This is a genomic window from Amycolatopsis deserti (assembly GCF_014653945.1).
Taxonomy (GTDB): domain Bacteria; phylum Actinomycetota; class Actinomycetes; order Mycobacteriales; family Pseudonocardiaceae; genus Amycolatopsis_E; species Amycolatopsis_E deserti.
Map to the genome: position 1 here is coordinate 273,280 of NZ_BNAU01000002.1, position 21,293 is coordinate 294,572.

At 67.3% G+C, this 21,293-nt stretch carries 20 protein-coding genes and 1 tRNA gene; 8 read left to right on the forward strand and 13 right to left on the reverse strand.

Features of this window, described 5'->3' with window-relative positions; genetic code table 11:
* The first annotated feature begins 1 nt into the window (after position 1).
* Positions 2-895: an alpha/beta fold hydrolase gene (locus IE290_RS09810; RefSeq protein ID WP_191244232.1), complete on the forward strand. Its 894-nt coding sequence runs from the start codon at positions 2-4 to the stop codon at positions 893-895.
* Between the two features lies 1 nt (position 896).
* On the opposite strand, the gene IE290_RS09815 is transcribed toward IE290_RS09810, so the two are convergent.
* On the reverse strand, positions 897-1,742 hold the full coding sequence (locus tag IE290_RS09815) for a helix-turn-helix transcriptional regulator (RefSeq protein ID WP_191244233.1): 846 nt from the start codon (positions 1,740-1,742) through the stop codon (positions 897-899).
* 99 nt (positions 1,743-1,841) lie between these two features.
* Between IE290_RS09815 and IE290_RS09820 the strand changes: the two genes are divergently transcribed.
* Positions 1,842-2,606, forward strand: a complete 765-nt coding sequence (locus IE290_RS09820; protein ID WP_191244234.1) for an SDR family oxidoreductase — start codon at positions 1,842-1,844, stop codon at positions 2,604-2,606.
* On the opposite strand, the gene IE290_RS37775 is transcribed toward IE290_RS09820, so the two are convergent.
* Together IE290_RS37775 and IE290_RS37780 are read right to left on the reverse strand one after the other, a co-directional pair.
* Positions 2,575-2,937 (reverse strand): hypothetical protein, encoded by a 363-nt coding sequence (locus tag IE290_RS37775; protein WP_229874367.1) that lies wholly within the window; start codon positions 2,935-2,937, stop codon positions 2,575-2,577. The genes IE290_RS09820 and IE290_RS37775 overlap by 32 nt on opposite strands.
* Before the next feature lie 36 nt (positions 2,938-2,973).
* Positions 2,974-3,207: a hypothetical protein gene (locus IE290_RS37780; RefSeq protein WP_229874368.1), complete on the reverse strand. Its 234-nt coding sequence runs from the start codon at positions 3,205-3,207 to the stop codon at positions 2,974-2,976.
* A 27-nt stretch (positions 3,208-3,234) separates the two neighbouring features.
* Here IE290_RS37780 and IE290_RS09830 point away from each other — a divergent pair, with 27 nt between their 5' ends.
* Complete coding sequence (locus tag IE290_RS09830) at positions 3,235-4,449, forward strand: amidohydrolase (RefSeq protein WP_229874369.1); 1,215 nt, start codon at positions 3,235-3,237, stop codon at positions 4,447-4,449.
* On the opposite strand, the gene IE290_RS09835 is transcribed toward IE290_RS09830, so the two are convergent.
* Entirely contained in the window at positions 4,428-5,573 is a 1,146-nt protein-coding gene (locus IE290_RS09835; RefSeq protein WP_191244235.1) for a serine hydrolase domain-containing protein, read from the reverse strand. The genes IE290_RS09830 and IE290_RS09835 overlap by 22 nt on opposite strands.
* Before the next feature lie 31 nt (positions 5,574-5,604).
* Positions 5,605-7,371: a homocysteine S-methyltransferase family protein gene (locus IE290_RS09840; protein ID WP_191244236.1), complete on the reverse strand. Its 1,767-nt coding sequence runs from the start codon at positions 7,369-7,371 to the stop codon at positions 5,605-5,607.
* 257 nt (positions 7,372-7,628) lie between these two features.
* Between IE290_RS09840 and IE290_RS09845 the strand changes: the two genes are divergently transcribed.
* Positions 7,629-7,702, forward strand: a tRNA-Ile gene (locus tag IE290_RS09845).
* 843 nt (positions 7,703-8,545) lie between these two features.
* On the opposite strand, the gene IE290_RS09850 is transcribed toward IE290_RS09845, so the two are convergent.
* From IE290_RS09850 to IE290_RS09875, 6 genes are all read right to left on the reverse strand, one after another.
* Positions 8,546-9,037, reverse strand: a complete 492-nt coding sequence (locus IE290_RS09850) for a DUF4917 family protein (protein ID WP_191244237.1) — start codon at positions 9,035-9,037, stop codon at positions 8,546-8,548.
* 246 nt (positions 9,038-9,283) lie between these two features.
* Positions 9,284-9,460 (reverse strand): hypothetical protein, encoded by a 177-nt coding sequence (locus IE290_RS09855; RefSeq protein ID WP_191244238.1) that lies wholly within the window; start codon positions 9,458-9,460, stop codon positions 9,284-9,286.
* Between the two features lie 236 nt (positions 9,461-9,696).
* Positions 9,697-12,930 carry a type I restriction endonuclease subunit R gene (locus IE290_RS09860; protein ID WP_191244239.1) on the reverse strand — a complete coding sequence of 1,078 codons (3,234 nt, stop codon included), beginning with the start codon at positions 12,928-12,930 and terminating at the stop codon, positions 9,697-9,699.
* Positions 12,930-14,087 (reverse strand): restriction endonuclease subunit S, encoded by a 1,158-nt coding sequence (locus IE290_RS09865; RefSeq protein ID WP_191244240.1) that lies wholly within the window; start codon positions 14,085-14,087, stop codon positions 12,930-12,932. The genes IE290_RS09860 and IE290_RS09865 overlap by 1 nt, the downstream gene beginning before the upstream one ends.
* Positions 14,080-15,663 (reverse strand): class I SAM-dependent DNA methyltransferase, encoded by a 1,584-nt coding sequence (locus IE290_RS09870; RefSeq protein WP_229874370.1) that lies wholly within the window; start codon positions 15,661-15,663, stop codon positions 14,080-14,082. Before IE290_RS09870 ends, IE290_RS09865 begins: the two co-directional genes overlap by 8 nt.
* 56 nt (positions 15,664-15,719) lie before the next feature.
* Positions 15,720-17,588 (reverse strand): helix-turn-helix transcriptional regulator, encoded by a 1,869-nt coding sequence (locus IE290_RS09875; protein ID WP_229874371.1) that lies wholly within the window; start codon positions 17,586-17,588, stop codon positions 15,720-15,722.
* 205 nt (positions 17,589-17,793) lie between these two features.
* Between IE290_RS09875 and IE290_RS09880 the strand changes: the two genes are divergently transcribed.
* The 3 genes from IE290_RS09880 to IE290_RS09885 all read left to right on the forward strand — a co-directional run bounded on the left by IE290_RS09880 (position 17,794) and on the right by IE290_RS09885 (position 19,822).
* Positions 17,794-19,224 (forward strand): Fis family transcriptional regulator, encoded by a 1,431-nt coding sequence (locus IE290_RS09880; protein ID WP_191244242.1) that lies wholly within the window; start codon positions 17,794-17,796, stop codon positions 19,222-19,224.
* A gap of 101 nt (positions 19,225-19,325) precedes the next feature.
* On the forward strand, positions 19,326-19,520 hold the full coding sequence (locus IE290_RS37785) for a DUF6933 domain-containing protein (protein ID WP_229874372.1): 195 nt from the start codon (positions 19,326-19,328) through the stop codon (positions 19,518-19,520).
* Positions 19,499-19,822 carry a DUF6933 domain-containing protein gene (locus tag IE290_RS09885; RefSeq protein WP_229874373.1) on the forward strand — a complete coding sequence of 108 codons (324 nt, stop codon included), beginning with the start codon at positions 19,499-19,501 and terminating at the stop codon, positions 19,820-19,822. The genes IE290_RS37785 and IE290_RS09885 overlap by 22 nt, the downstream gene beginning before the upstream one ends.
* Before the next feature lie 183 nt (positions 19,823-20,005).
* Here IE290_RS09885 and IE290_RS09890 read toward each other — a convergent pair whose 3' ends face one another.
* Both IE290_RS09890 and IE290_RS09895 read right to left on the reverse strand, forming a co-directional pair.
* On the reverse strand, positions 20,006-20,329 hold the full coding sequence (locus IE290_RS09890) for a hypothetical protein (RefSeq protein WP_191244243.1): 324 nt from the start codon (positions 20,327-20,329) through the stop codon (positions 20,006-20,008).
* Between the two features lie 51 nt (positions 20,330-20,380).
* A complete protein-coding gene (locus IE290_RS09895) occupies positions 20,381-20,518 on the reverse strand; it encodes a DUF2637 domain-containing protein (RefSeq protein ID WP_191244244.1) in 138 nt (45 codons plus the stop codon).
* Between the two features lie 280 nt (positions 20,519-20,798).
* Here IE290_RS09895 and IE290_RS09900 point away from each other — a divergent pair, with 280 nt between their 5' ends.
* The gene (locus IE290_RS09900) at positions 20,799-21,248 is read left to right on the forward strand and encodes a hypothetical protein (RefSeq protein ID WP_191244245.1); all 450 of its coding nucleotides are present in this window, start codon (positions 20,799-20,801) and stop codon (positions 21,246-21,248) included.
* Positions 21,249-21,293 lie beyond the last annotated feature (45 nt).

Below are 21,293 nucleotides of genomic sequence, written 5' to 3' on the forward strand. Positions count from 1 at the left end.
CATGACGCTCGGCGGATTCACCTCGCCGCAGGCCCGCGTCGCGTACGACGCGACCTACGACCGGGGGTTCGCCGCGCTGCCCACCCCCGCCGAACAGCGCGACGTGGCCACGGCGTTCGGCACCGCGCGCGTCTACCGCTTCGGGGAACCCGGTCCCGCCCCGGTGGTGCTGCTTCCCGGCCGGGCGGGCACGACGATCATGTGGGAACCCAACCTCCCCGCGTTCATCGCGCGCGGCCCGGTGTACGCGCTCGACCTGATCGGTGAGCCGGGGCGCAGCGAGCAGACCGCGCCCATCCGCGACGCCGACGACCAGGCCGCGTGGCTCGACACCGTGCTGACCACGCTGGGCCTGCGCGACGTCCACCTCGTCGGCTACTCCTTCGGCGGGTGGCTCGCAGCCAACCTGGCCGTGCGCGCACCGGACCGGCTCGCCTCGCTGACCTTGATCGACCCGGTGCGGACCTTCGCCCCGTTCCCGGTCCCCCTGCTCGTGCGCACCGCCCTCACGCTGGTCCCCGGCATCCGGCGCTGGGCCCGCCCCGCCTTCCTGGCCTGGATCTCCGGGGGCGCCGAGGTGGCCGAGGACGACCCGGTGGCCACGGTGATCGACGAGGGCATGCGGACCTACCGGATCGCGCTGCCCACGCCACAGCTGTTCACCGACGCGCAACTGCGTGGCCTGACCGTCCCGGTCCTCGCACTCATCGCGGCCCGCAGCGTCATCCACGACGGCCCGCGCGCGGCCGCCCGCGCCCGGGAGCTGCTGCCGGACGCCCGCGTCGAGCTGTGGCCGGCGGCCACCCACGCGATCGCGGGCGAGTCGGCCGCCGAGGTCAACGCCCGGGTGCTGGAATTCCTGGCCGAGGTCGAACGACAGGAGCGCTTCGCCTGAGCTAGCGAACCCTGTCGAACCGCTCGGTGCCGACCACGCCGAGCAGCTGCAGCTTCTCCGCCGCCTCTGTGCGTGGCGGGGCGGTGAGCACCAGCAGCATCTGCGACTGGTCCTCGGTGAACAGCACCTGGCAGTCCACCTCGATCTCCCCCAGCTGGGGGTGCACGAGCACCTTGTGGTCCACGAACCGCTTGGCCACCTCGTGCCGTCCCCACAGCTCCGCGAACTCCGGACTGGCCTTCGACAGCACGCGCACCAGCTCCCCGGCGCGGGACTGCGGGCCCATCGACCCGAGGGCGGCACGCAGGCCGGCCACCAGGGCGCGGCCCTGCCGGGCGCGGTCGTGCTCGGGGTAGATCAGGCGCTCGGCCGGGTCGGTGAACCAGCGGTAGATCTCGCTGCGCGCCCAGCCGGTGAGGTGCGACCGGTCGCCGTAGAGGGCGTCGGCCAGGCTGTTCTGCACCAGCACCTCGCCGAGGTTGGACAGGATCAGCGCGGGCGTGTCGGACAGCCGGTCCAGCACCCGCTGCAACGCGGGCGCCACGTGCGCCGCCGCGACCACGGGCGTGGGCGCGTTGCGGCCGGAGATCCGGAACAGGTAGTCGCGCTCGCTACCGGTCAGCCGCAGGGCGCGGGCGAGGGCGGCCAGCATCTGCTCGCTCGGCTGCGGGCCGCGCTGCTGCTCCAGCCGCGTGTAGTAGTCCGTCGACATCGCCGCCAGGGTCGCGACCTCCTCCCGCCGCAGGCCGGTCGCGCGGCGGCGGGGCCCGGCGGGCAGCCCGACGTCCTCGGGCCGCAACTGCTCCCGGCGTCGGCGCAGGAACGCCGCCAGCTCGACACGATCCATACCCCCAGTATCCGCGCCCGCCCGGCGCGAACCAGGGACCGGCGATCCCCCGATGAGCGATCTCTTCTCCGGGCCGTCCGGCCTGCCCAGACTCGGGGCATGGACATCAGCGGAAACACCATCTTCATCCCCGGATCCACCAGCGGCATCGGCCTCGCGCTCGCGCAGCGGCTGCAGGCCAAGGGCAACACCGTCATCATCGGCGGCCGCCGCACCGAACTGCTCGACCAGCTCGCCGCCGAGCACGGGTTCGACACCGTGCGGATCGACACCGCCGACGCCGACAGCATCCGCGCCGCGGCCGCCGAGGTGATCGCCAAGCACCCGGACCTCAACGTGGTCGTCACGATGGCCGGCATCATGCGCGTCGAGGACTGGCACCACCCGGACGGCTTCCTGTCCTCGGCCGAGGAAACCGTGACGACGAACCTGCTCGGCCCGATCCGCCTGGTGGCCGCGTTCATCGAGCACCTGCGGACCCGGCCCGACGCGACCATCGTGACGGTGTCCTCGGGCCTGGCGTTCGCGCCCCTGGCGGCCACCCCCAGCTACAACGCGAGCAAGGCGGCCATCCACATGCTCAGCGAGTCGCTGCGGCTGCAGCTGGCGGACACCTCGGTCAAGGTCGTCGAGCTGGAGCCGCCGTCGGTGCGGACCGCGCTGCTGCCCGGCCAGGAGGACAGCGACTTCGCCATGCCGCTGGACGAGTTCGCCGACGAGGTGATCAAGCTCTTCGAGTCCCAGCCGGACGCCACGGAGATCCAGGTGGAGAACGTGAAGTTCCTCCGCTACGGCGAGGCCCGCGGCGACTACGAGCAGGTCGTGGCCACCCTCAACGCCGCCGACCCGCACGGCAAGCACTAGGTCGCCAGGCGGAGGCGATCGTTCCGGCGCACTCGTCTACCCCGGCCGGCCCCTCGCGCGCCAGCGGGACGCCCCACAGGATGCCGCCGTGGGTCAGGCAGGCCAGGGCGGCGAGCGCGGCGATGGACCCGATGACCACCCGGCCAACCCGCCGGTTCCCCTCGTACGGGTGCACCGCGCTCCGCCGCGCCAGCCACCACGACGCGAGCGCCGCCAGCCCGAGGGCGATCGCGTCGGCGGCCAGGGTGTCGGACAGCCGGTGCCACTTCGCGGTGAGCGTGTACTGCCCGCTCCCCACCGCCCACTGCACCGCGGCGAACAGCAGGGTCATGGCGATCGTGGTGGCGGCTGGGCTGGCCGAGCACGATCACCCGTCCGCCGCGACCGCGAGGTCCCAGCGGTGGCGCAGCGCGCCCACCAGGGCGATGAGCAGCGCCGCCCCGGCCAGCGAACAGAAGGCGATCTCGTCCAGTGCCTGCCTCGCCTGCCCGGACTCGGCCGTGTCCGCCTGGTCCGTGCCAGCAGCGCGGCGTTCTCCAGCGCCTGCCCGGTCGCCCGCCGGACCACCGTCACCCCACCCTGGATGGATCGAGGCGGGCACCCGCGCCGGTCGTGCGATCCTGGTCCGGTGAACGACCTGTATCTGTCCGGCGTGCGCCCGTGGGGCGGTCCCCTGTCCGACGTGGAGATCCGAGACGGCCGCATCGCGGCGGTGACCGCGGCCGGTACTGCCGCGCCCGAGGGGGTGCCCCGTCTCGACGGCGAGGGGCGGCTGCTCGTGCCGTCGTTCTCCGACGTGCACGTCCACCTGGACTCCACGCGGCTGGGGCTGCCGTGGCGCCCCAACGACTCCCCCGGGGGTGTGTGGGCGAACATGCTGCACGACCGCGCCCACTGGCGCGAGGCCGAGGCGTCGATGACTGAGCGGTCCACCCACATGCTCGGCCTGCTCATCGCCCACGGCGTCACCCGCGTCCGCGGCTACGCCCAGGTCGACGCCGACTGCAAACTGGAGCGCCTGGAAGCCGTCGTCGCCGCCCGCGAAACGCACGCCGACCGGGCCGACGTCGAGATCATCGCCTTCCCGCAGGCCGGGCTGCTACGCGAACCCGGCGTGCCGGAGCTGATGGAAGCCGCGCTGCGCAACGGCGCCGGCGTGATGGGCGGCATCGACCCGTGCGGTCTGGACCGCGATCCGGTGCGGCACCTGGACATCGTGTTCGGCCTGGCCGATCGGTTCGGCGTCGCCGTCGACGTCCACCTGCACGAACCCGGCGAGCTGGGCCTGTTCAGCCTCGAGCTGATCATCGAGCGGACGCGGGCGCTGGACCTGCGCGGCAAGGTCACCATCTCGCACGCCTTCACGCTCGCGCACACCCCGTTGCCGCGGCTGGACGAGGTGCTGGCCGAGATGGCCGAGCTGGACATCTCGGTCGCCACGGTCGCCCCGCCCGGCCGCAACACGCTGCCGCTGCGGCGGCTCACCGAGGCCGGGATCCGGGTCGGCCTGGGCGACGACGGCCAGCGTGACTACTGGTCGCCCTACGGCAACGCGGACCTGCTCGACCGCACCTGGCAGCTGGCGTTCACCAACGGGTTCCGCAACGACGACGTGGTGGAGCACGCGCTGGCCGTCGGTACCTGGGGCGGCGCGACGGTGATCGACCCGTCGTTGCCGGCGCTGCGGGGCGTGCACGACCGCCCGGGCGTCGCCGTCGGCGATCCGGCCGAGCTGGTGCTGCTGGACGGTGAGGCACCCGCGGCCGCGGTGCAGGACCGGCTGCCGCACCGCACGGTGATCCACGCCGGGCGGGTGGTCGCTCACGACCTCACGCTGGTCTGAAGCAGCGCGCCGACGGCGAGTTCGTAGATCCCCCGCAACCGCTCGAACAGCACCGGGTCACTGCCCGGCGTGATCTGGGCAGTGGCGCTGACCGCGACGGCGCGGCGCCCGTCGCGGGTGGCCGCGGCGAACTGGGTGTAGCCCGGGGTGTTGCCGGTGTGCCCGTAGACGCGGCCGTAGCGGGTGTCGTAGCGGAAGATGCCGAGACCGGCCGCGTTGGTGCCCGGCCCGGGCGGTTCGGAACCACCCGGCCGGAACGTGAGTTGCGCGGCGCGCACCGCCGGGTGCAGCAGGTCCCGGTACCCGGCGATGAACCGTGCCAGATCGGCCGGTGTGGACACCACTCCCCCGGACGCCCAGCTCCAGCCCGCCGCGACCAGGCGGCTCACGTCCTCGTCGCCGTCGTAGCCGTGCAGGAACGGTTCGGGCAGCGCGGAACCGCGGGGCAGGCTGGTGCTGAGCAGGTTCAGCGGCTGTGTCACGAGACGCTGCAGCAGGTCCTCGTAGCGGGCGCCGGCGGCGGCCTCGCACATCAGCGCGACGAGGATGTTGTCCGAGTTGGAGTAGGCGTAGCGGGTGCCGGGCGGGAAGTCCGGGCCCGGGTCGTCGAGGTAGCCGAGCAGGGCGCGCGGAGGCGGCGGGTCCTGCAGCGACGCCACGAGCGCCTCGACGAACCGGGGCGACCGGCTGAAGTCCGGGATTCCGCTGGTATGGCCGAGCAACTGGCGGAGGGTCACCCCCGACCACCGCGGAGGGAAACCGTCCAGCCGCTGCCCGACCGTGTCATCGAGTCCCAGCCGGCCCCGGGACACCAGCACCAGGGCGGTCGCCGCGCTGAACGCCTTCGCCACGCTCGCCACGCGCATGTGGTCTCCCGCGCGGGGTTTCCGGCCGGTCGCCACATCGGACACACCGACGCTGTGGAAGGCCGTGCCGTGGTCGCGTCTGATCGCGACGGTGATGGCCGGCGGACCGCCTGGTGCGGCGTGGAGTTCTCGCATCGCGTCGCGGAGGGCGCGTTCGACGGGTGGTGATTCACCGGCCGCCGCTCGGCCCGTGACGGCGGCGCACCCGACCGTGCCGAGTGCCCCCAGCTTCAGGACCGTCCTGCGCGACAGGGCCATCGAGCGAGAGTAGCACCGCGACCGGGCCGAGTTAAACCGTCGATTTTTCTTGCCGCAGAAGCGATTCGATCTTCCCCGGGTGTTCGTCGGCGACCACCACGGCACCCCGGACCAGCTCGCGTGCCCCATCGAGCAGTTCCGCGGCCAGCGCCAGCCCGACCTCGGCCTCCCGCTCCCCCGCGGATTCCAGTTCGGACAGTGCGCGTGGCGGGATCGTCACGTCCGGGACCTCGTAGGCGAGGTACTCGGCCTCGGCGAACCCGGACAGCGGCGCGATCGCCACCAGCACCGGGATGTCCACACCGGACAGTTCGGTCGCCAACCGGGACAGGCCCTCCAGCTCGTAGACCGGCCGCGTGATGAGGAACTGCGCGCCCGCGGCGATCTTCGCCTTCGTGCGCGCCAGCTCGGCGTCCGGGTCCTCCGCGCCGGGGTTGACGCGCGCGCCGATGTGGAACGCGGTGCGGGTCGCCAGGGTGAGGCCGGTGTGGTCGCGGCCGGCGTTGAGGCCGGCGAGCAGCCCGATCAGGCCGACCGAGTCGACCTCCCAGACGCCGTCGGCACCCGGGTAGTCGCCCAGCGGCGCGGGCGTGCCGGTCTCGCAGACCACCGTGCGCAGCCCGAACGCGTGCGCGCCCAGCAGGTCGGCCTGCAGCGCCGCGAGCGACCGGTCCCAGGCGGTGACGGTGGTGATGGTGTCCACGCCCGCCTCGCGCTCCAGGCGAAGCGCCTCGCCGAAGTTGCCGCGGACCAGGACCAGGCCGGCGCCGCGGACGCGCTCGACGTCCTCCGGCTCGCCGTGCGGGGTGACCTGCGCGGCGAGCACGAAGCCGGGCCGCGCGAACCGCCGGGCGAGCGGGCTCTGCGGCGGCGCGGGACGCGGCTTGGGCACCGCCGCGACGGGGCCGGCCTGGCGGGGACGCAGGTCGGCCAGGCGCGCGACGACCTCCCGAATGTGGCTGGGCGTGGTGCCGCAGCAGCCGCCGATCATCGACGCGCCGTGCTCGGCGTAGCGGCGGGCGTAGCGGCCGAAGTGGGCGCGGGTGACCGGGTAGCTGAAGCGGCGGCCGGTGCGGCGGGGCATGCCCGCGTTGGGGTGCACGCCCACCGGCAGGTCGGTGGCGTCCTTGAGTTCGTCGAGGATCGCGAGCATGTGCTGGGGGCCGGCGGTGCAGTTGGCGCCGACCGCGGTGACCGGCAGGCTCGCGAGCGCCTTGACCACCTCGCGCGGGGTCTCGCCACCGGGCGTGAGGCCGGTGTTCGCGAAGGTCGCCTGGGCGACGATGGGCAGGTCGGTGACCTCGGCGGCCAGAGCGACGGCCTCGACCAGCTCGTCGAGGTAGCCGAAGGTCTCCAGCACCAGCAGGTCGACCCCGCCGTCGACCAGGGCCTGGACCTGCTCGCGCACGGCCTCGGCCCGCTCGTCGGCGCGCACCCCGGCCCGCTGGCTCGCGCTGACCGCCGGCGACACGGAACCGGCGACGAAGATCGTCCGATGCACCCCGCGCCGCGCCTGCCGCGCCAGCCGGACGGCGGCCAGGTTGATGTCCCGGGGACTCACCGAGCAGCCGTGCCCGGCCAGCCGAAGCCGGTTCGCGCCGAAGGTGTTGGTGAGCAGGACGTCCGCCCCCGCGGCGACGTAGCTCTCGTGGATCGTGCTGACCAGCTCGGGGTTCGAGAGGTTGAGTTCGGGTAGGGCCCGATCGAGCGAATTGCCGGCCACGTGCAGGACGGTGCCCATGGCCCCGTCGAACACCAGAACCCGCTCGGACAGCTGCTCCGCGAACCGACCTCTCACGTACCCTCCCGGCGCCGTTACCTCCGGGCGTGCACGTGCACGAGGATCCGGCCGGCGCCGCACCCCCACCAGAGCACCGCACCGCCCGCCATGAGCTCATCCTAGGCGCTGCGGCGGGCGGATTGACCGGTTCGACACCGCAGGTGCACCACCACTGGGCCGTCCGGGTGACCCGCCCACCGCGGCGGCGGCCGGTGGAGGTGCGATATGTTGTCGTCCACCCCTCGACGGGGCGCGGGCGCTGGTGCGCCCGCCTGGGGCCGGTAGCTCAGCTGGTTAGAGCAGGGGACTCATAATCCCTTGGCCGCGGGTTCGAGCCCCGCCCGGCCCACCGGTTTAGTCATTGTGCGAACCACTCCGTTGGGAGCCGTTTCCGCTGATAGGGCGATTGCGGCCTCGTCGTTGTTGCGGGGTTGGGGGATGCGGAAGACGAGGATGAGCCGGCCGGGGCCGGTGGCGGTCACCTTCGCAACCAGGGTTTCGACGAGGCTCTTGATCTGGTTATGGCTGCCGTTGGTGATGATCTCGGCTACCGCCGCCAGGGTAGCGGGCTCCGGTGCCGCCGGTTCGTCGTCGAGCGCGAGGGTGAGTTCGTCTTGGCGGACGCGGAGTTGCTTGGTCTTGGCGCGCAGTTCGGTGAGCCGGTCGGCGACGAGTCCTTGTTCCGTCGTCCTCGCGCTCGAACACGGTCAGGTAGCGGTCGATGGCTTGGCCGGTCTTGGTCAGTTCATTGTCGGCGGCGGCGAGTTCGGCGTGCCGGTTTGAGTGTGCCGCCTGGTGCTGCTGCTGTTCGTGGGCGATGGCGTTGGCGTTGAGGCGTTGAAGTCGCATTTGCTGGCGTCGTAGCGAGCGAGATTCTAGCAGGTGTAGTAGTGGTAGGTGCGGTTACAGCCATCACGTCGCTGCCGCCTCCCCAGGGTCATTCCACACGCGGGCACTTGACGTACCGGTCGTCACCTGGAGCACTGAAGTCCAGTTCACCACGCTGCCCGACACCTGGACAATTATCCGTTGAATCAGTTTCTCGGATAGCCGTTCGTAAATCCTCCTGAGAATTAGGCTGACACATCTCGCTCAGGTAGAAAAGGGTGTGAAACGCTGCAGGTTTGGCGCGCAGTCATCCTCACCCCGCGGTTTCTCGTGTCGGCGAAATGAGGCGGGGCCAGCCTCGGCGCTAGGCAAGACTGGAGGATCGCTGAATCGACAGAGCCGGGCCGCCCAGTGGACGCGTGGCGCTGTCGAAGAAACGCGTTTTCTCACCGAGCATCCCGGCGATGCGAACCTTCTCATGGATGATCCACTGGCGATCATCGCATGGGTAGATTGATACGGCAAACTCGCGCGACGCGCCGTCGTTCAGCGCGGCGACGCTGCGCTTGTTTTCATTGCTGAACGAGTGACCGAAGATGACAGTGTTTCCCTGATCACGTCTGAGTGAGTTCAGACAGAAGGTCAGGCACGGCAACCGTCCTATCGTTTGCAGCTTCGCCTTGGACGATCCCTCGCTGACGAACAGTGGCCGATTGCTCAACCCCGGCGGGTAGTTTCGAAACCAGTGATAGCAGGTTCCCATCGTTGGCGTTGGTCCACTTTCCGTTGTTGCCATGATCGTCCTGCCAAAAGGTGCATCGCGCCGCGAAGATGGTACATAACGGACCGAGGTCAACCTACACATTCTCAGGGTCAAATGCCAGTCCAGGATGGTTCCAGAAAAAGTCAATTACGGGGTCGCTTTCTAATGCGGTGGACTAAATCATGCAAGCCTAATACATGCAGAGGCCGTAATTCGTGGTATAGACGGCCTTATGGTCCTGAATGACCTAGCGATCTTGTCGAATCTATCCTCGGTAAACCGAGTCCAGTCGATGTGTGCACCGTGGACTGCGTCGAATAGAACATCCCTTGCTTGATTCTACTGCGCATCGATAGCTGCAGTGGCGTCCTCCAATCCTTCGGCCACCACATGAGCATGGTGAATTTCTTCCAGTACCGTCTCAAAGTTGGTGACGTCAAGATCGGCGAAGACGGCCTTGACGACTGTCGAAGGTTCGGCTGTTCGTACGAGCTCGGGTACGCGAAGCTCCTCCACAGGTTGACGGAGGCGCCGTTCCCGACAAGCAGAGTTGGCCACTCCACGCTGTTCTTGACAGCGGTCCACTTTACGAGCTGCGAAGTCTGCATAGCAGTATTCGCCATGGTTTCCTCCCGCGGAAACGATCCTGAGCCCGTGTCCGAGTGCTCTCCCGAGCTCCGACTGGTTGAGTCCTTTGCATGCACGTAGCGCCGCGGCATCACGTGCGTCAAATGTGCCCGCTGTGCCGCCTGTCACGGTTCACGATTGGTAGTGGACGATGCAACATCGTTTGCACTATTACCGTCCAAGACGTAGCGAGGTGCCATTGCCTCCATCTGCTCGATCACGAGCCTGATGGCTTCGGGCTGCTTGTCCGGCGGGTACTTGTACTTCACGAGCAGCCGTTTGATCGACGATCGGAGCTTGGCCCGGACATCGTCTCGCACCGTCCAGTCGGTCTTGACGTCGCGTCGCATGACCGCTACCAGTTCGCGCGCGATCTGGGCAAGCACATCGTCGCCCTGGAGTTCAACGGCAGACTCGTTGGTGCTGACCGCGTCGTAGAACGCCAACTCATCGTGGGACAGAGGAGGATCGAAGCGCTGGCCCCGGTTGCCCTCCGCAGCGACTTCCTTGGCCAGTTCGATGAGCTCGGCGATCACCTCGGCCGAGGTGAGCTGCTGGTTGGTGTACTTGCGCATCAACTCGGCAATCCGCTCGGAGAATGCCCGCTGACGCACGAGGTTGTGCCGCGTGACGTGATCCGACTCCTCAACCAGCAGCGCGCGCAACGCTTCGATGGCGAGGTGCGGGTTCGACGCTGATTGAGCCTTGAGCTGGAACTCCGGCCCAAGGTCGGACAGCGACGGCTTCGGCAAGCCGGCGGCGTCGTAGATGTCGATGATCTCACCGGATGCGGTTGACGTGGCTACTAGCGCGGAGAGCATCCGTTGGATCTCCTCCGGCACCGGCTTGCCTTCGGCCTGCCGCTGTTGGGCGTCGAACTTGCCCATCCACACGCGAACTTCTTCGTAGAACCTTGCCGTGACGCGAAGGTGTTCGAGGGTCTGATCGCCTGCGCACAGCGCCCACGCACGGGCCAGTTGGTTGGCCAGCTTGCGAAATCGGTCACCGAGCGTCTCGTCGCCTTCCGGCACTTGGTTGCCCGGGGTGGTGGGAGAGCGCAGGTAGTTGGTGAGCCCGTAGGCGGCCTTGACCCAGCTCTTCGGACCTCCATCCAGCTTCGCCCGCCACGGGTAGCCGGCGCACAGCTCGTCGAGGGAGGCGATGAGCGTGGTGGTGAGGTCGACGGCCTCGTCGACGTGCTTGCCGACCGGTTTCTTGGCCCTGTCGGTATCGGTGTACTCGGCGAGTGCCCTGCTCAAGTTGTCCGCGAGCGGCGCGTAGGCGACGAGCAGGCCGTCCGGCTTGCCGCGGAAGGTGCGGTTCACCCGCGCCAGGGTCTGCATCAGCAGCGCGCCCTTGAGAGGGCGGTCGAGGTACAGCGTATGCAGCGGTGGTGCGTCGAAGCCGGTGAGCAGCATGTCCTTGACCAGGACGACCTGAAGCTCGTCGTCCGCGTCACGGAGCCGCTTCTGGATGACCTTGTTCTGCCCATCACGCCGGACATGCTTGGCCACCGGCATGATGTCCTGAGCCGAGCCCGAGTAGACGACCTTGATTACGCCCTTGTCGACGGCGTCGTGGTGCCAGTCCGGCTTGAGCTTGATGATCTCGTCGTAGAGATGGGCGCAAATCTCCCGGGTCGCGCCAACGATGAACGCCTTGCCGGGGGAACCGATGAACTTGCGCATCTGCTCCGAGCGGGTCTCCCAGTGCTGGACGATGTCAGCCGCCAGTGCCTCCAGACGTGCGGGTGCCCCGTACACGGCGTTGATCACGGCGACGGATTTCTCGATCTTGGCGCGTTCCACCTCGTCAAGCCCGAGGGTTGCCTCGTCCGCAGCGCGGTCGAGGTCTTCTTCGCTGACGTCCTTGGTCAACCCTACCTTGATCAGACGCGGTTCGAAGTAGACCGGGACGGTGGCGCCGTCGTCGACCGCGCGGGTGAGGTCGTAGATGTCGATGTAGTCACCGAACACCTCTCGGGTGTTGCGGTCGTCGAAGGAGATCGGTGTCCCGGTGAACGCGATCAGCGCGGCGTTGGGCAGGGCGTCCTTGAGGTGGCGGGCGTAGCCGTCGAGATCGTCGTAGTGGCTGCGGTGGGCCTCGTCGGCGATGACGATGATGTTGCGGCGGTCCGACAGCAGCGGATGATCCAATCCGGCGTCCTTCTCAGCCTTGCTGAGACCGAACTTTTGGAGCGTGGTGAAGTAGATGCCACCCGTCGCCCGATTGGCCAGCTCCGCGCGCAGCTGCGCGCGGGTCGTCACCTTGATCGGGGACTCGCTTAGCAGACGGGATCGGTTGAAGGCTTCGTACAGCTGCCCGTCCAGCTCCTTGCGGTCGGTCACCACGATGATGGTCGGGTTCTTGAGCTTGGGCTGCGCGGCCACCAGGTGGGCGTACAGCTCCATCTCCATAGACTTGCCCGACCCCTGGGTGTGCCACACGACCCCGGCCTTGCCGTTGCTCTCCACAGCGGCCACGGTCGAGCCCACCGCCTTGGTGACCGCGAAGTACTGGTGCGGCTTGGCAATCCGCTTCGCGTACCCCTCGGCCCCGCCGTCGAACGCAGTGAAGTTCCGCTGCAACTGGAGGAACCGCTCCGGGTTGAACACCCCTTCGATGAGGAACTCCAACTCGGTGCCGAGGTGCACGTCATCGAGCGGCTCACCGAGCTTCACCGGCTTGCCGTCGTCATCGACGTTCCAGGGTGAGTAGTGGTTCAGCGGCGTGAAGGGCGTGCCGTAGCGAGCGGTGATCCCGTCGCTGATCACGGTCACCACGGCGAATCGGAACGCCATCGGGAACTCGCGCAGGTAGGTCGCCAACTGGGTGTGCGCCGCGTCTAGGTCAGCCTTGGCGGCGCCTGCCTGCTTCAGCTCGAAGACCGAGACCGGCATACCGTTGAGATAGAGCACCACATCGAAGCGGCGCTCGACCTCCGCCGTGCGGACGGTGACCTGATTGACCGCAAGCAACTCGTTGTCGCCGACCTGGTGGCTGACCAGCCGGATTGTCGGATTCTGCTCGACGCCATCAGCGTCGACGTAGCTGATCCCGCGGTAGCCCTGAACGCAAATCTGGTGCAGCCGGTAGTTCTCCGCGATCGCGTCCTGCGAGGTGGGCTGGATGATCTCGGCCAGCGCCTGCTCCAGGTACTCCGCTGGCACCTGCGGATTCAACTCCCGCATCTTGGCCAGCAGCCGACCCGGAAGCACGATGTCAACCCACGACGCCCGCCCGCTCTCAGCGCCAGGCGCGATCGCTGCGCCTGGGAGTGACCGCCACTCCTGCTCGGCGAGCGTATCTAGCGCGACGCTCTCCCACTCCGCCTCACCGAACCCCGGCTGCCCCGCCATCACACAACACCCTCCACAACCTTCTCGGCGTCTCGCACGCGGACTTTTCCGGACATGAGGAGCGGGAGCAGTTGGTCCCGAGTGCTCTCTAGCTGCAGATTTTCCTGCTCGGCGGCAAGTGCACGTTCCCAGAGGGCGGACATCAGTCCATCGAATCGGCCGATCTGCTCCGATTCGGGTATGGTCACTGGCTCGTCGAGATGGCGGCGTTGGATATGCCCCATGGTGGTCGCCTTATCGGCGGCGATCGCTTTGAACTCCTGCAACTTGTCGCGCAATGCATGGTTAACCAGCCAGATGGGGAGATTGCCTGTCGGAATAACTTTGAAGATGTGCTGGTTCACAATTGCTTCTTCTCTGAACCATCGAGCCACGGTCAACGATCCAGACCAGGAAAACAGCAAATCGCCAGGACGTGCCAGATGGTCTTCCGGAACCTCGATATCGTTGTACACGGTCGACGCGCCGATTCCTGAGTTAAGCTCCGCGATACGTATTACAACACGCCCTGCTCCCGATGCGTCTTTCGTGAAGGCCTTGCCGTTTACAAACCGAGCCAAGGACGACAACGGAACGGTGGACCCACTCCTGCAAGCAAGAATCCACTTGACACTCGCCAAATCGTCGGCTTTGGCGATCAGCTGTTCGTTGGCGGCGATCTTGTCGTCGAGCGTCCCCAGTATGTCCCCGATTGCACGTTGCCATTGGAGGCCGGGCACCTTGAACTTATAGCGAGCAAGGACTGATTTATTTATAATCGGCGTTGCCGACCCACTGGCTTCGATACGAAGTGTGGAACTCCAGTTTTTGATCAAGTAGTAAAGGAATGTAGGGTCCGCGACTCCCTGGCGGGCGATCAGGCTGTTAATCTGCTGGTTGGTCACAGCTTCGCGTGCGGCCATCGAAACTTTGCCGATGGTCGACCCAATGCAAGTCAGGTTGGTCGATTGAGCTGGCACCAATCGTTTATAGAGTCTTTTCGCGCCGATTTGAGATAGTCGCCGTTGGGGAAACGCTTCCCTGGAGTTGTTCCTCTGATCAGTTGGCGTAATGAAATCAATTTCATCTCCCCATGAATCAGTTTCGGTCGCCTTAGGTGTAGCACCTGTGATGATTTCCGCCAGATCGCCAAGTATTTGGTCTTTCCACTCAGACATCGAGTCGCTCCAACTGCTCGCGGACGACCTTCTCCAAACGTGCCGACTCGTCAAAGGCAGCAAGCAGTTCGTTTGCGAGTCGTTGGATCTTGTCGTCGATAGGTTCGCCGTCGTCTTCCATTTCGGCGGCGCCGACGTAACGGCCTGGCGTGAGCGCGTAGTCGGCGGCCTTAATGTCGGGTAGGCCCACTGACCTGCAAAACCCAGGGATGTCCTCGTAGATGAGGTTCTTCTGGGCGGCGGAGCGGGTGCCGCGCCAGGCGTGGTAGGTGTCGGCGATCTTGGCGATGTCCTCGTTCGACAGGGCGCGTTCAGCGCGGTCGACCATGTAGCCGAGTTCGCGGGCGTCGATGAACAGCACCTGGCCAGATCGGTCGACCGCGCCGTGCTTGCCGGCGCGCTTGTCCTTGGCGAAGAACCAGACGCATACCGGGATGCCGGTGCTGCGGAACAGTTGGGTCGGCAACGCGACCATGCAGGAGACGAGGTCGGCTTCGACGATCTGGGCGCGGATGGCGCCTTCGCCATTGGAGTTCGACGACATTGACCCGTTGGCCATGACTACGCCAGCGCTGCCGCCTGGAGCCAGTTTGTACAGGATGTGCTGAATCCAGGCGTAGTTGGCGTTGTTGGCGGGGGGGACGCCGAACTTCCAGCGGGGGTCTTCGGTGTTGCGGGACCAGTGTTTGATGTTGAACGGCGGGTTGGCCATCACGTAGTCCATCTGGACGTCTGCGTGCTGGTCGCGTGCGAAAGTGTCGCCCCACCGGGCGCCGAGGCCCTTGTTGTCGATGCCGTGGATGGCGAGGTTCATCTTCGCCATCCGCCAGGTCTCCTCCAGGCTTTCCTGGCCGTAGATGGCGATGTCCTTCGGATCGCCGTTGTGTTCGTAGATGAACTTCTCCGTCTGCACGAACATTCCACCCGAGCCACAGCACGGGTCGTACACACGCCCGCGCGAGGGCTCCAATACCTCGACGATCACCCGGACGACGCTGGGCGGGGTGAAGAACTCCCCGCCCCGCTTGCCCTCCGATCGCGCGAAGTTGCCGAGGAAGTACTCGTAGACCTCGCCCATGAGGTCGCGGGCGCGGTGCTCGCCCTGGCGGCTGAACTTGGTGCTGTTGAACAGGTCGATCAGCTCGCCGAGGCGTCGCTGGTCGATGTTGTCCTTGTTGTAGAGGCGCGGCAGCGTGCCCTGCAACGACGGGTTGGCCTTCATGACGAGATCCATCGCCTCATCGATGAGCTGGCCGATGTTCTTGGCGGGTTCGGAGCCCTCGGCGGGCTTGCCCTTGGCGTACTGCGCGAGGTACTTCCAGCGCGCGGTGGGCGGCACGACGAACACCCCATACCCCTGGTACTCCTCGGGGTCGTCGATCAGGTCGGCGATCTGCTCTTCGTCGTAGTCCTGTGCCGTCAGGTCGGCGCGGATGGCTTCGCGGCGTTCGTCGTAGGCGTCGGAGACGTACTTGAGGAACACCAGGCCGAGGATGACGTCCTTGTACTGGTTCGCGGACAGCGAGCCGCGGAGCCGGTCGGCGGCCTTCCAGAGCGTGTCCTTCAGCTCCTTCATCGTCGAAGGTGCCGACGGTTCCTTCTTCGTACGGGGAGGCATGCTGCCTTTCCTTCCTACTGCGTTGTCCGCGTGATGAGAGTCACCGCGCCAGCGGCGACTCCGTCGATCATGGCTGTGACGAGATCCCGTGTTGCGTCCAGGTGCCGCCGCAGGGTGGTCTCGTGGTTCGCTGCGGCGAGAAGTGCCTCTTCCAGCCGCTCCACCTCTGAGGTGTCGAGGATCGGCACGCTCCAGGTCTGCCACTCGGTCGGCTCGTTCGGCAGCCGGTTGATGATCGCCGCCACCGCGTGGGGGCCGATTCCCGCTTGCGAACTGATCCGAAGGATCTTCGACGGGGAGGCCACTAGCGATCCGCCGTGGTCGTCGACCCTCGCGATCGGGCGTGGCCGTTCCGCGAACACCACATCCCCCGGATCTGTTCGGGCGGCGCGCGAGTACAGCCGCGCAGCATCGAACGGGTCGAGGCGCACAGTGCCGCGTGGGTTGGTCGCGGACAGGACCGCAACGGACCCGACAGGGTTGCCGTGACTGTGGTCGATCCGGCTGCCGCGGAGCACCCGCACGTGCCCCAGGTCTTTCAGTTCGCCCAGCGACCGCCTGCGCAGCAGCATCGCGCCGGGGGCAGATTCGGCCAGCACCTCGAAAGGCTGGATCGGCTCGCTCGTCACCAGGGTCGCCGCGTTTATGACGGCGAGGTGCCTCTCGACCTCCGTCGTCGCGAGCCGCAGTGCTCGCACCCCGCGGGGCACGACGACAGTGCGGGCACTCAAGATCGCCGGGAGGTCGTGCGGGCGAAGGTAGCGGAAGGCACGACCTCGCGTGGCTGCCAGCGCGCCGGTCACGTCGGAGGCGAGGTCGCCGAGGTCCAGCTCGTCTCGGGTGAACGCGGCTAGGTCGGCGACCAGCGGCCGCTGCATGGACCCTCCGGTCGCGCAGACCCACAGGCCCAGTGCCTGCCGGTGCGCCTCACGCCACATGCCCCGAGGAAGGCGCAGCGCGACGGCGAGGCTCTCCGAGCGGAGGGTCTGCGCTCGGTGTCGCTCCTGCTCTCCCTTTAGCTCGTCACACAGGACGCCAGCCGGGCCGATGACGACCGCGAGTTCACCCTCGCCGAGATCGAGCACGAGGTTGTCGACCAGGTCGAGCACCTCGTCGGCGGGCCTGCCGATAGCCGACAGCACTCGGACGCCAGGGCCTGCCGCGTCGTTGACGGTCTCGATCTCGCGAATCGCCGCCCTACGTCTGATGTCCCGCAGCTCCGGAGTGCCGCCGGGCGCCACGAGATGGGTGAAGGTGTCAGCGAGCGCGAGCGTCACGCTCGACGCCGGACCGATGTGCACGAGCGGCACGCCCTCGGGGTCGAGGTGGAGGGCGCAGGCTTCGGCGACGGCATGGATGAGGTCGACTGCATCGGAGGTCAGATCACGAGCGCCCAGCGTCCGCGCGGCCCTTCCTTGTTCAAGCCGGTCGAGTGCGTCGCGCGGGCCGTACGACGCCTCAACCAGGTCATCGATGAACCGCAGCGTGCAGACGGCCGGCACGGAAGCCTCCACCTCGCGGAACAGCACCCGGTCGTCGGGATCGACACCGCGCGCCAGGGTGATGCGGTTCTCCGCTGTCGTGTCCGCCAGTTCCTCCCCTGTCAATACTGCGAGGCAGAGCCACGTGACGAGTTCATCCAGGGGCACGTCATCGGGCACGCTCAACGCTGGTGCGTCGAGATTCGCCTCGGGGTTGTTACCTCGGCCAGTGCGCTCCAGCCACTCGACGACGTCTCCGCGGCGGAAGCGCTCCATCCCGCCCGAGACCTCGACAGGGGCGGGGAAGGGCACATGCAGACCGCGGACGCGCGGCCGGTTGCGCCACATGCTCACGACCGGACGACGGACACGAGCGAGATCCGCGACGTCCTGCAACGTCAACGTAGGCCCCCCACCTGCCACGACACACCTCCTCGGTCTATCCGCCGACTCACGACACAGAGAGTATCGAGAACTGCCCATATCGCGGCTAGGAGAAGTGATAACCCTACTTATCTACGTTAATATGCGACAACACTGCCCGGCTCGGCTCAACCTGTGTGGGCCCGCTGTCGATCATCGGCAGCGCTTCCCGCAGGAGAACGCGATGCCCCAGCACATCAAGCACCCAGCCCACTTCGACAACGACGCCACAGCGGTCGTCATCGAGCGACTGACGATCCACGACCGCGAGGTCGCACGAGAGGCCCAGCGCTGGGTCTCCGGCGAGCGCGGCCCGCTCGTGGAGAACCTCGACACCCTCACGAGTGCCGACCTGACCAACTACGTCACCGAGGCCGTACGCATCGGCGCCCACGCACTGAGCGTGACCGGACAAGCTCAGGAGGCCCAAGCGCTCGAACGCCTGCTGAAGGATGTCGGAGACAAAACCGCCCACTCCACCGCCCAGGCGGCCGAACTCACGGCGCGAGCAGTAAAGGAAGCGTCCGAAGCCGTCGTGGCGGCGGCCCGTGACGCCAAGACGGCCATTACGGACGCGGACAGCCAGAGTCGCAAGGAGCTCACCACGGCGGTGATGACGGCGAAGCAGGACCTCAACGCCGAGCTGCGCCGAATCTTCGCTGGTGAGAGCCCTGAACTTGTCGAGCGCCTCCAGCCGGTGCTCGACAAGTTCAGCACCGAGCTCGACGCGAAGGTGAGCGCGGGAACAGCCGAACTGCTGGCCAAGGCCGCTCGGCAGTTCGACCCATCCGACCCCACCTCCCCGATGGCCAAGCACGCCGCCGAACTCACCGCCCAGCAGGAACAGCTCACCCAGCAACTGGCCAAGCAGCACGCCGAGCTGACGAGCAAGATCGAGGAGGTGTGGACCGTACTGCGTGTCCACGAGGCCACGACGGCCCTCGCCAAGGTGACGCCGATCAAGGGCGAGTCCTACGCCGGCGCGGTGCACACCATGCTGGTGGGCATCGCCGCCGGTCTCGGCGATGACTACACGGACACCAGCGCGACGACGGGCCATCTGCCTCGTTGCAAGAAGGGCGACGGTGTGCTGAGCCTGAACGACGGCGTCGCCCGCGTCGTCATCGAGATGACCGACTCGGCCCGCACCGGTTGGACCGACTACTTCGCCGAAGCCGAGCGCAACCGTGACGCCGTCGCCTCGCTGGGCCTCGTCCGCACCATCGACCAGAACGGTGGGCAGACTCTCCGGGTGATCGGGGCTCAGCGGCTCGTGCTGGCCTTCGACCCTGATACCGACAGCCCCGATCTCCTGCGCACCGTGATCATGCTTCTGCGCACGACCGCCATCGCGACGGCAAGCCGCAAGGGCGTCCACCAGGTCGCCACGGCCGAGGAGAAGATCGCCGAAGCACTCAACCACCTGGTGAAGATCGACTCGGTCAAGAAGCTGTCCGCCACGATCCAGAAGTCGGCGTCGAAGATTGACAGCGAGTGCACCGCCCTGAACTCCGCCGTCCGGCGCCTGCTCGACGAGGCGCTTGTCGCACTGGCCGGTGCTCACGCGACCGGTCCCGAACGCGTCAGCACGGCCGAGGCTCAAGGTGCCGCGTGACTCACGGTGAAGAGCGACGTTGCCGCAGCGCCCGGCAACGTCGCTCTCATCCGTAGCCGCTGCCTGGCCCGCCGCAGTCGTAGGTGGTGGAGGATGGACGGGTGCTGATCGTGCCTGCCACCAAGAAACTGCTGCCTCTGGCGGGTCCGTCAATCGCGGGGGACGACGATTGGGGCACGACGTTGCTGGGTCCGTGGTATGCCACTGTCCTGTTCTGGCGGCCACGGATCGTGCTGCTGGTCAACGAGATGACGTTGCTGCCCGTGCTGCTGCATTGGCACCTGCGGTCACCCTGACCAGCAGGATCGCCGAGCAGATCAGCACGGCGCTGACCGTCCACCAGGCTCCCGCCACATTCGTCGACCAGGAACAGCAGCACATGCAGACCGTTCATCTCGGTGTCACCGCGAACCGCAGCGTGGTGGACGTCATAACCGAGTTCGCCCGCCTCGCCGAGATCCACCACCACGATGATTCAACTGTGACCCTCGTCGAACTCATGGTCCGGCTGGCCGCGACCCCTTGCAGGCCGCTGTACAGCAGAAAGGTCAGCCCGGACCGCGAACTCGCCGCCACATTCCAAGTGATCACTACCTGACATCGAGCACGCCACCAGGGACGTTCGACAACACTCACTTGAGCTCGAAGGCCCCGCGCACCGATCTGGAGCACTGATGATCAACCGCCGCGTCCTCCGTGGTGCGGCGCTGCCGCCGCCACTCCCGCAGAAGGCGACGGCCGTAGTTGCTCGTTTCCGCGATCCGGTCCAGCTTCGCGCCGGTCAACGTTCGGCCCTTGGCCCGGACGGATGTAGTACGCCCACGATCCTCTGCTCTGCGGTCGGCTCAGCTGGCCGGCGAGTCACGTCCGAGCCGACGGCGAGACGCACCACCGACCGGGTCTCGTCGCCAGCCTCGCCAGACTCGCCGGTCTCGGTGCTGGTCTCGCTTGTGGTCTCGGCGCGGTGCCGCTTGAGCGCACGGTTGAGCAACTCAACCGCCAGCAGGAACGCCAACGGCGGGCACGCCGCCACCGCCACGGCGAACACACTCAGCTCTGGGGCCACCGCCACCACGATCGCCAGCGACAGCACGATGCCGAACACGAAGGACAACCACGCCGCCCACCAGCCACCGGCACGACGACCGGTCGTCTTTCACAACTCGACCGCGGCCGTGGTCAGGATGCCGTCCACGATCAACGGCCAGGTCGCCGCCGTCGCCTCGTCGGCACCGAACCGCAACGCGAACTGCAGCCCATGCCGGTAGGAGGCATACGCCGCGCCCAGCGCCACCGGCGCCGTGCAGGCGCACTACACCCACAGCGCGCGGTCCCGCCGAACCGGGGAAGCTGCAGCGCTCACCCCGGAAGCGACTTCACATTACTTTTCGTATCAAGGCTCGTACCCACTGTGATCCTCGCTACACACTCAGGTGGTAACAGGACCAGGTACCCGAGCGACGCACGCAGCGAAATCCAATGTCCACCGCAGGTTTGGCCACGTAGTCCCGTCATCCGCGCCGCTCGCCCGGAGCCACGCTTCCAGCCCCACCATCCCGACTGGAGAAGGATCCGTGACGCAGCTCCTCGTCTGCACCATCAGTCCGCAGAAGGTCGCTTTCGCCACGGAGCAGGACGCGATCGCCTTCATCCGCCACAACAACCTCGATACGGCAGTAGAGCCCTATTTGTGCCCTTACCGGCGTGATCCGTACGTACTGGCGCCGCGACACTGGCACAATCGATCGATCGCCAAACGCACCAAGCGGAAAACCGGATCAGGGGCGAGCCGCACGCGGCGCTTCCTCCAATCGCTGCCACTTCCTCACGACGGGCGCCTCCACGTGCTGCGGGTGGAGCGAGACCGCATCCGGTACTGGATGTGGTACTGCGGCCTGTGCCGCTCGCACCACATGTACACAGCGCCGGTGACGCGGCACCGCCCTCTGACCGACCCGGCCAACGTCTGGCGCCGAACCCTCGCGCACGGACTCCGGCATCTCGCAGAACACGTCCCCAACTGAGCCGCTCGGCTCTGGATACCGCTGACTTGCGCTTGGGCACGACGT

What these genes read in the sequence shown, in the direction of transcription:
- IE290_RS09810 (WP_191244232.1), top strand. Translation starts at nt 2, where the DNA reads ATGACGCTCGGCGGATTCACCTCGCCGCAGGCCCGCGTCGCGTACGAC.
- IE290_RS09815 (WP_191244233.1), bottom strand. Translation starts at nt 1,742, where the DNA reads ATGGATCGTGTCGAGCTGGCGGCGTTCCTGCGCCGACGCCGGGAGCAG.
- IE290_RS09820 (WP_191244234.1), top strand. Translation starts at nt 1,842, where the DNA reads ATGGACATCAGCGGAAACACCATCTTCATCCCCGGATCCACCAGCGGC.
- IE290_RS37775 (WP_229874367.1), bottom strand. Translation starts at nt 2,937, where the DNA reads ATGACCCTGCTGTTCGCCGCGGTGCAGTGGGCGGTGGGGAGCGGGCAG.
- IE290_RS09835 (WP_191244235.1), bottom strand. Translation starts at nt 5,573, where the DNA reads ATGGCCCTGTCGCGCAGGACGGTCCTGAAGCTGGGGGCACTCGGCACG.
- IE290_RS09860 (WP_191244239.1), bottom strand. Translation starts at nt 12,930, where the DNA reads ATGGCGGGGCAGCCGGGGTTCGGTGAGGCGGAGTGGGAGAGCGTCGCG.
- IE290_RS09865 (WP_191244240.1), bottom strand. Translation starts at nt 14,087, where the DNA reads ATGTCTGAGTGGAAAGACCAAATACTTGGCGATCTGGCGGAAATCATC.
- IE290_RS09870 (WP_229874370.1), bottom strand. Translation starts at nt 15,663, where the DNA reads ATGAAGGAGCTGAAGGACACGCTCTGGAAGGCCGCCGACCGGCTCCGC.
- IE290_RS09880 (WP_191244242.1), top strand. Translation starts at nt 17,794, where the DNA reads ATGCCCCAGCACATCAAGCACCCAGCCCACTTCGACAACGACGCCACA.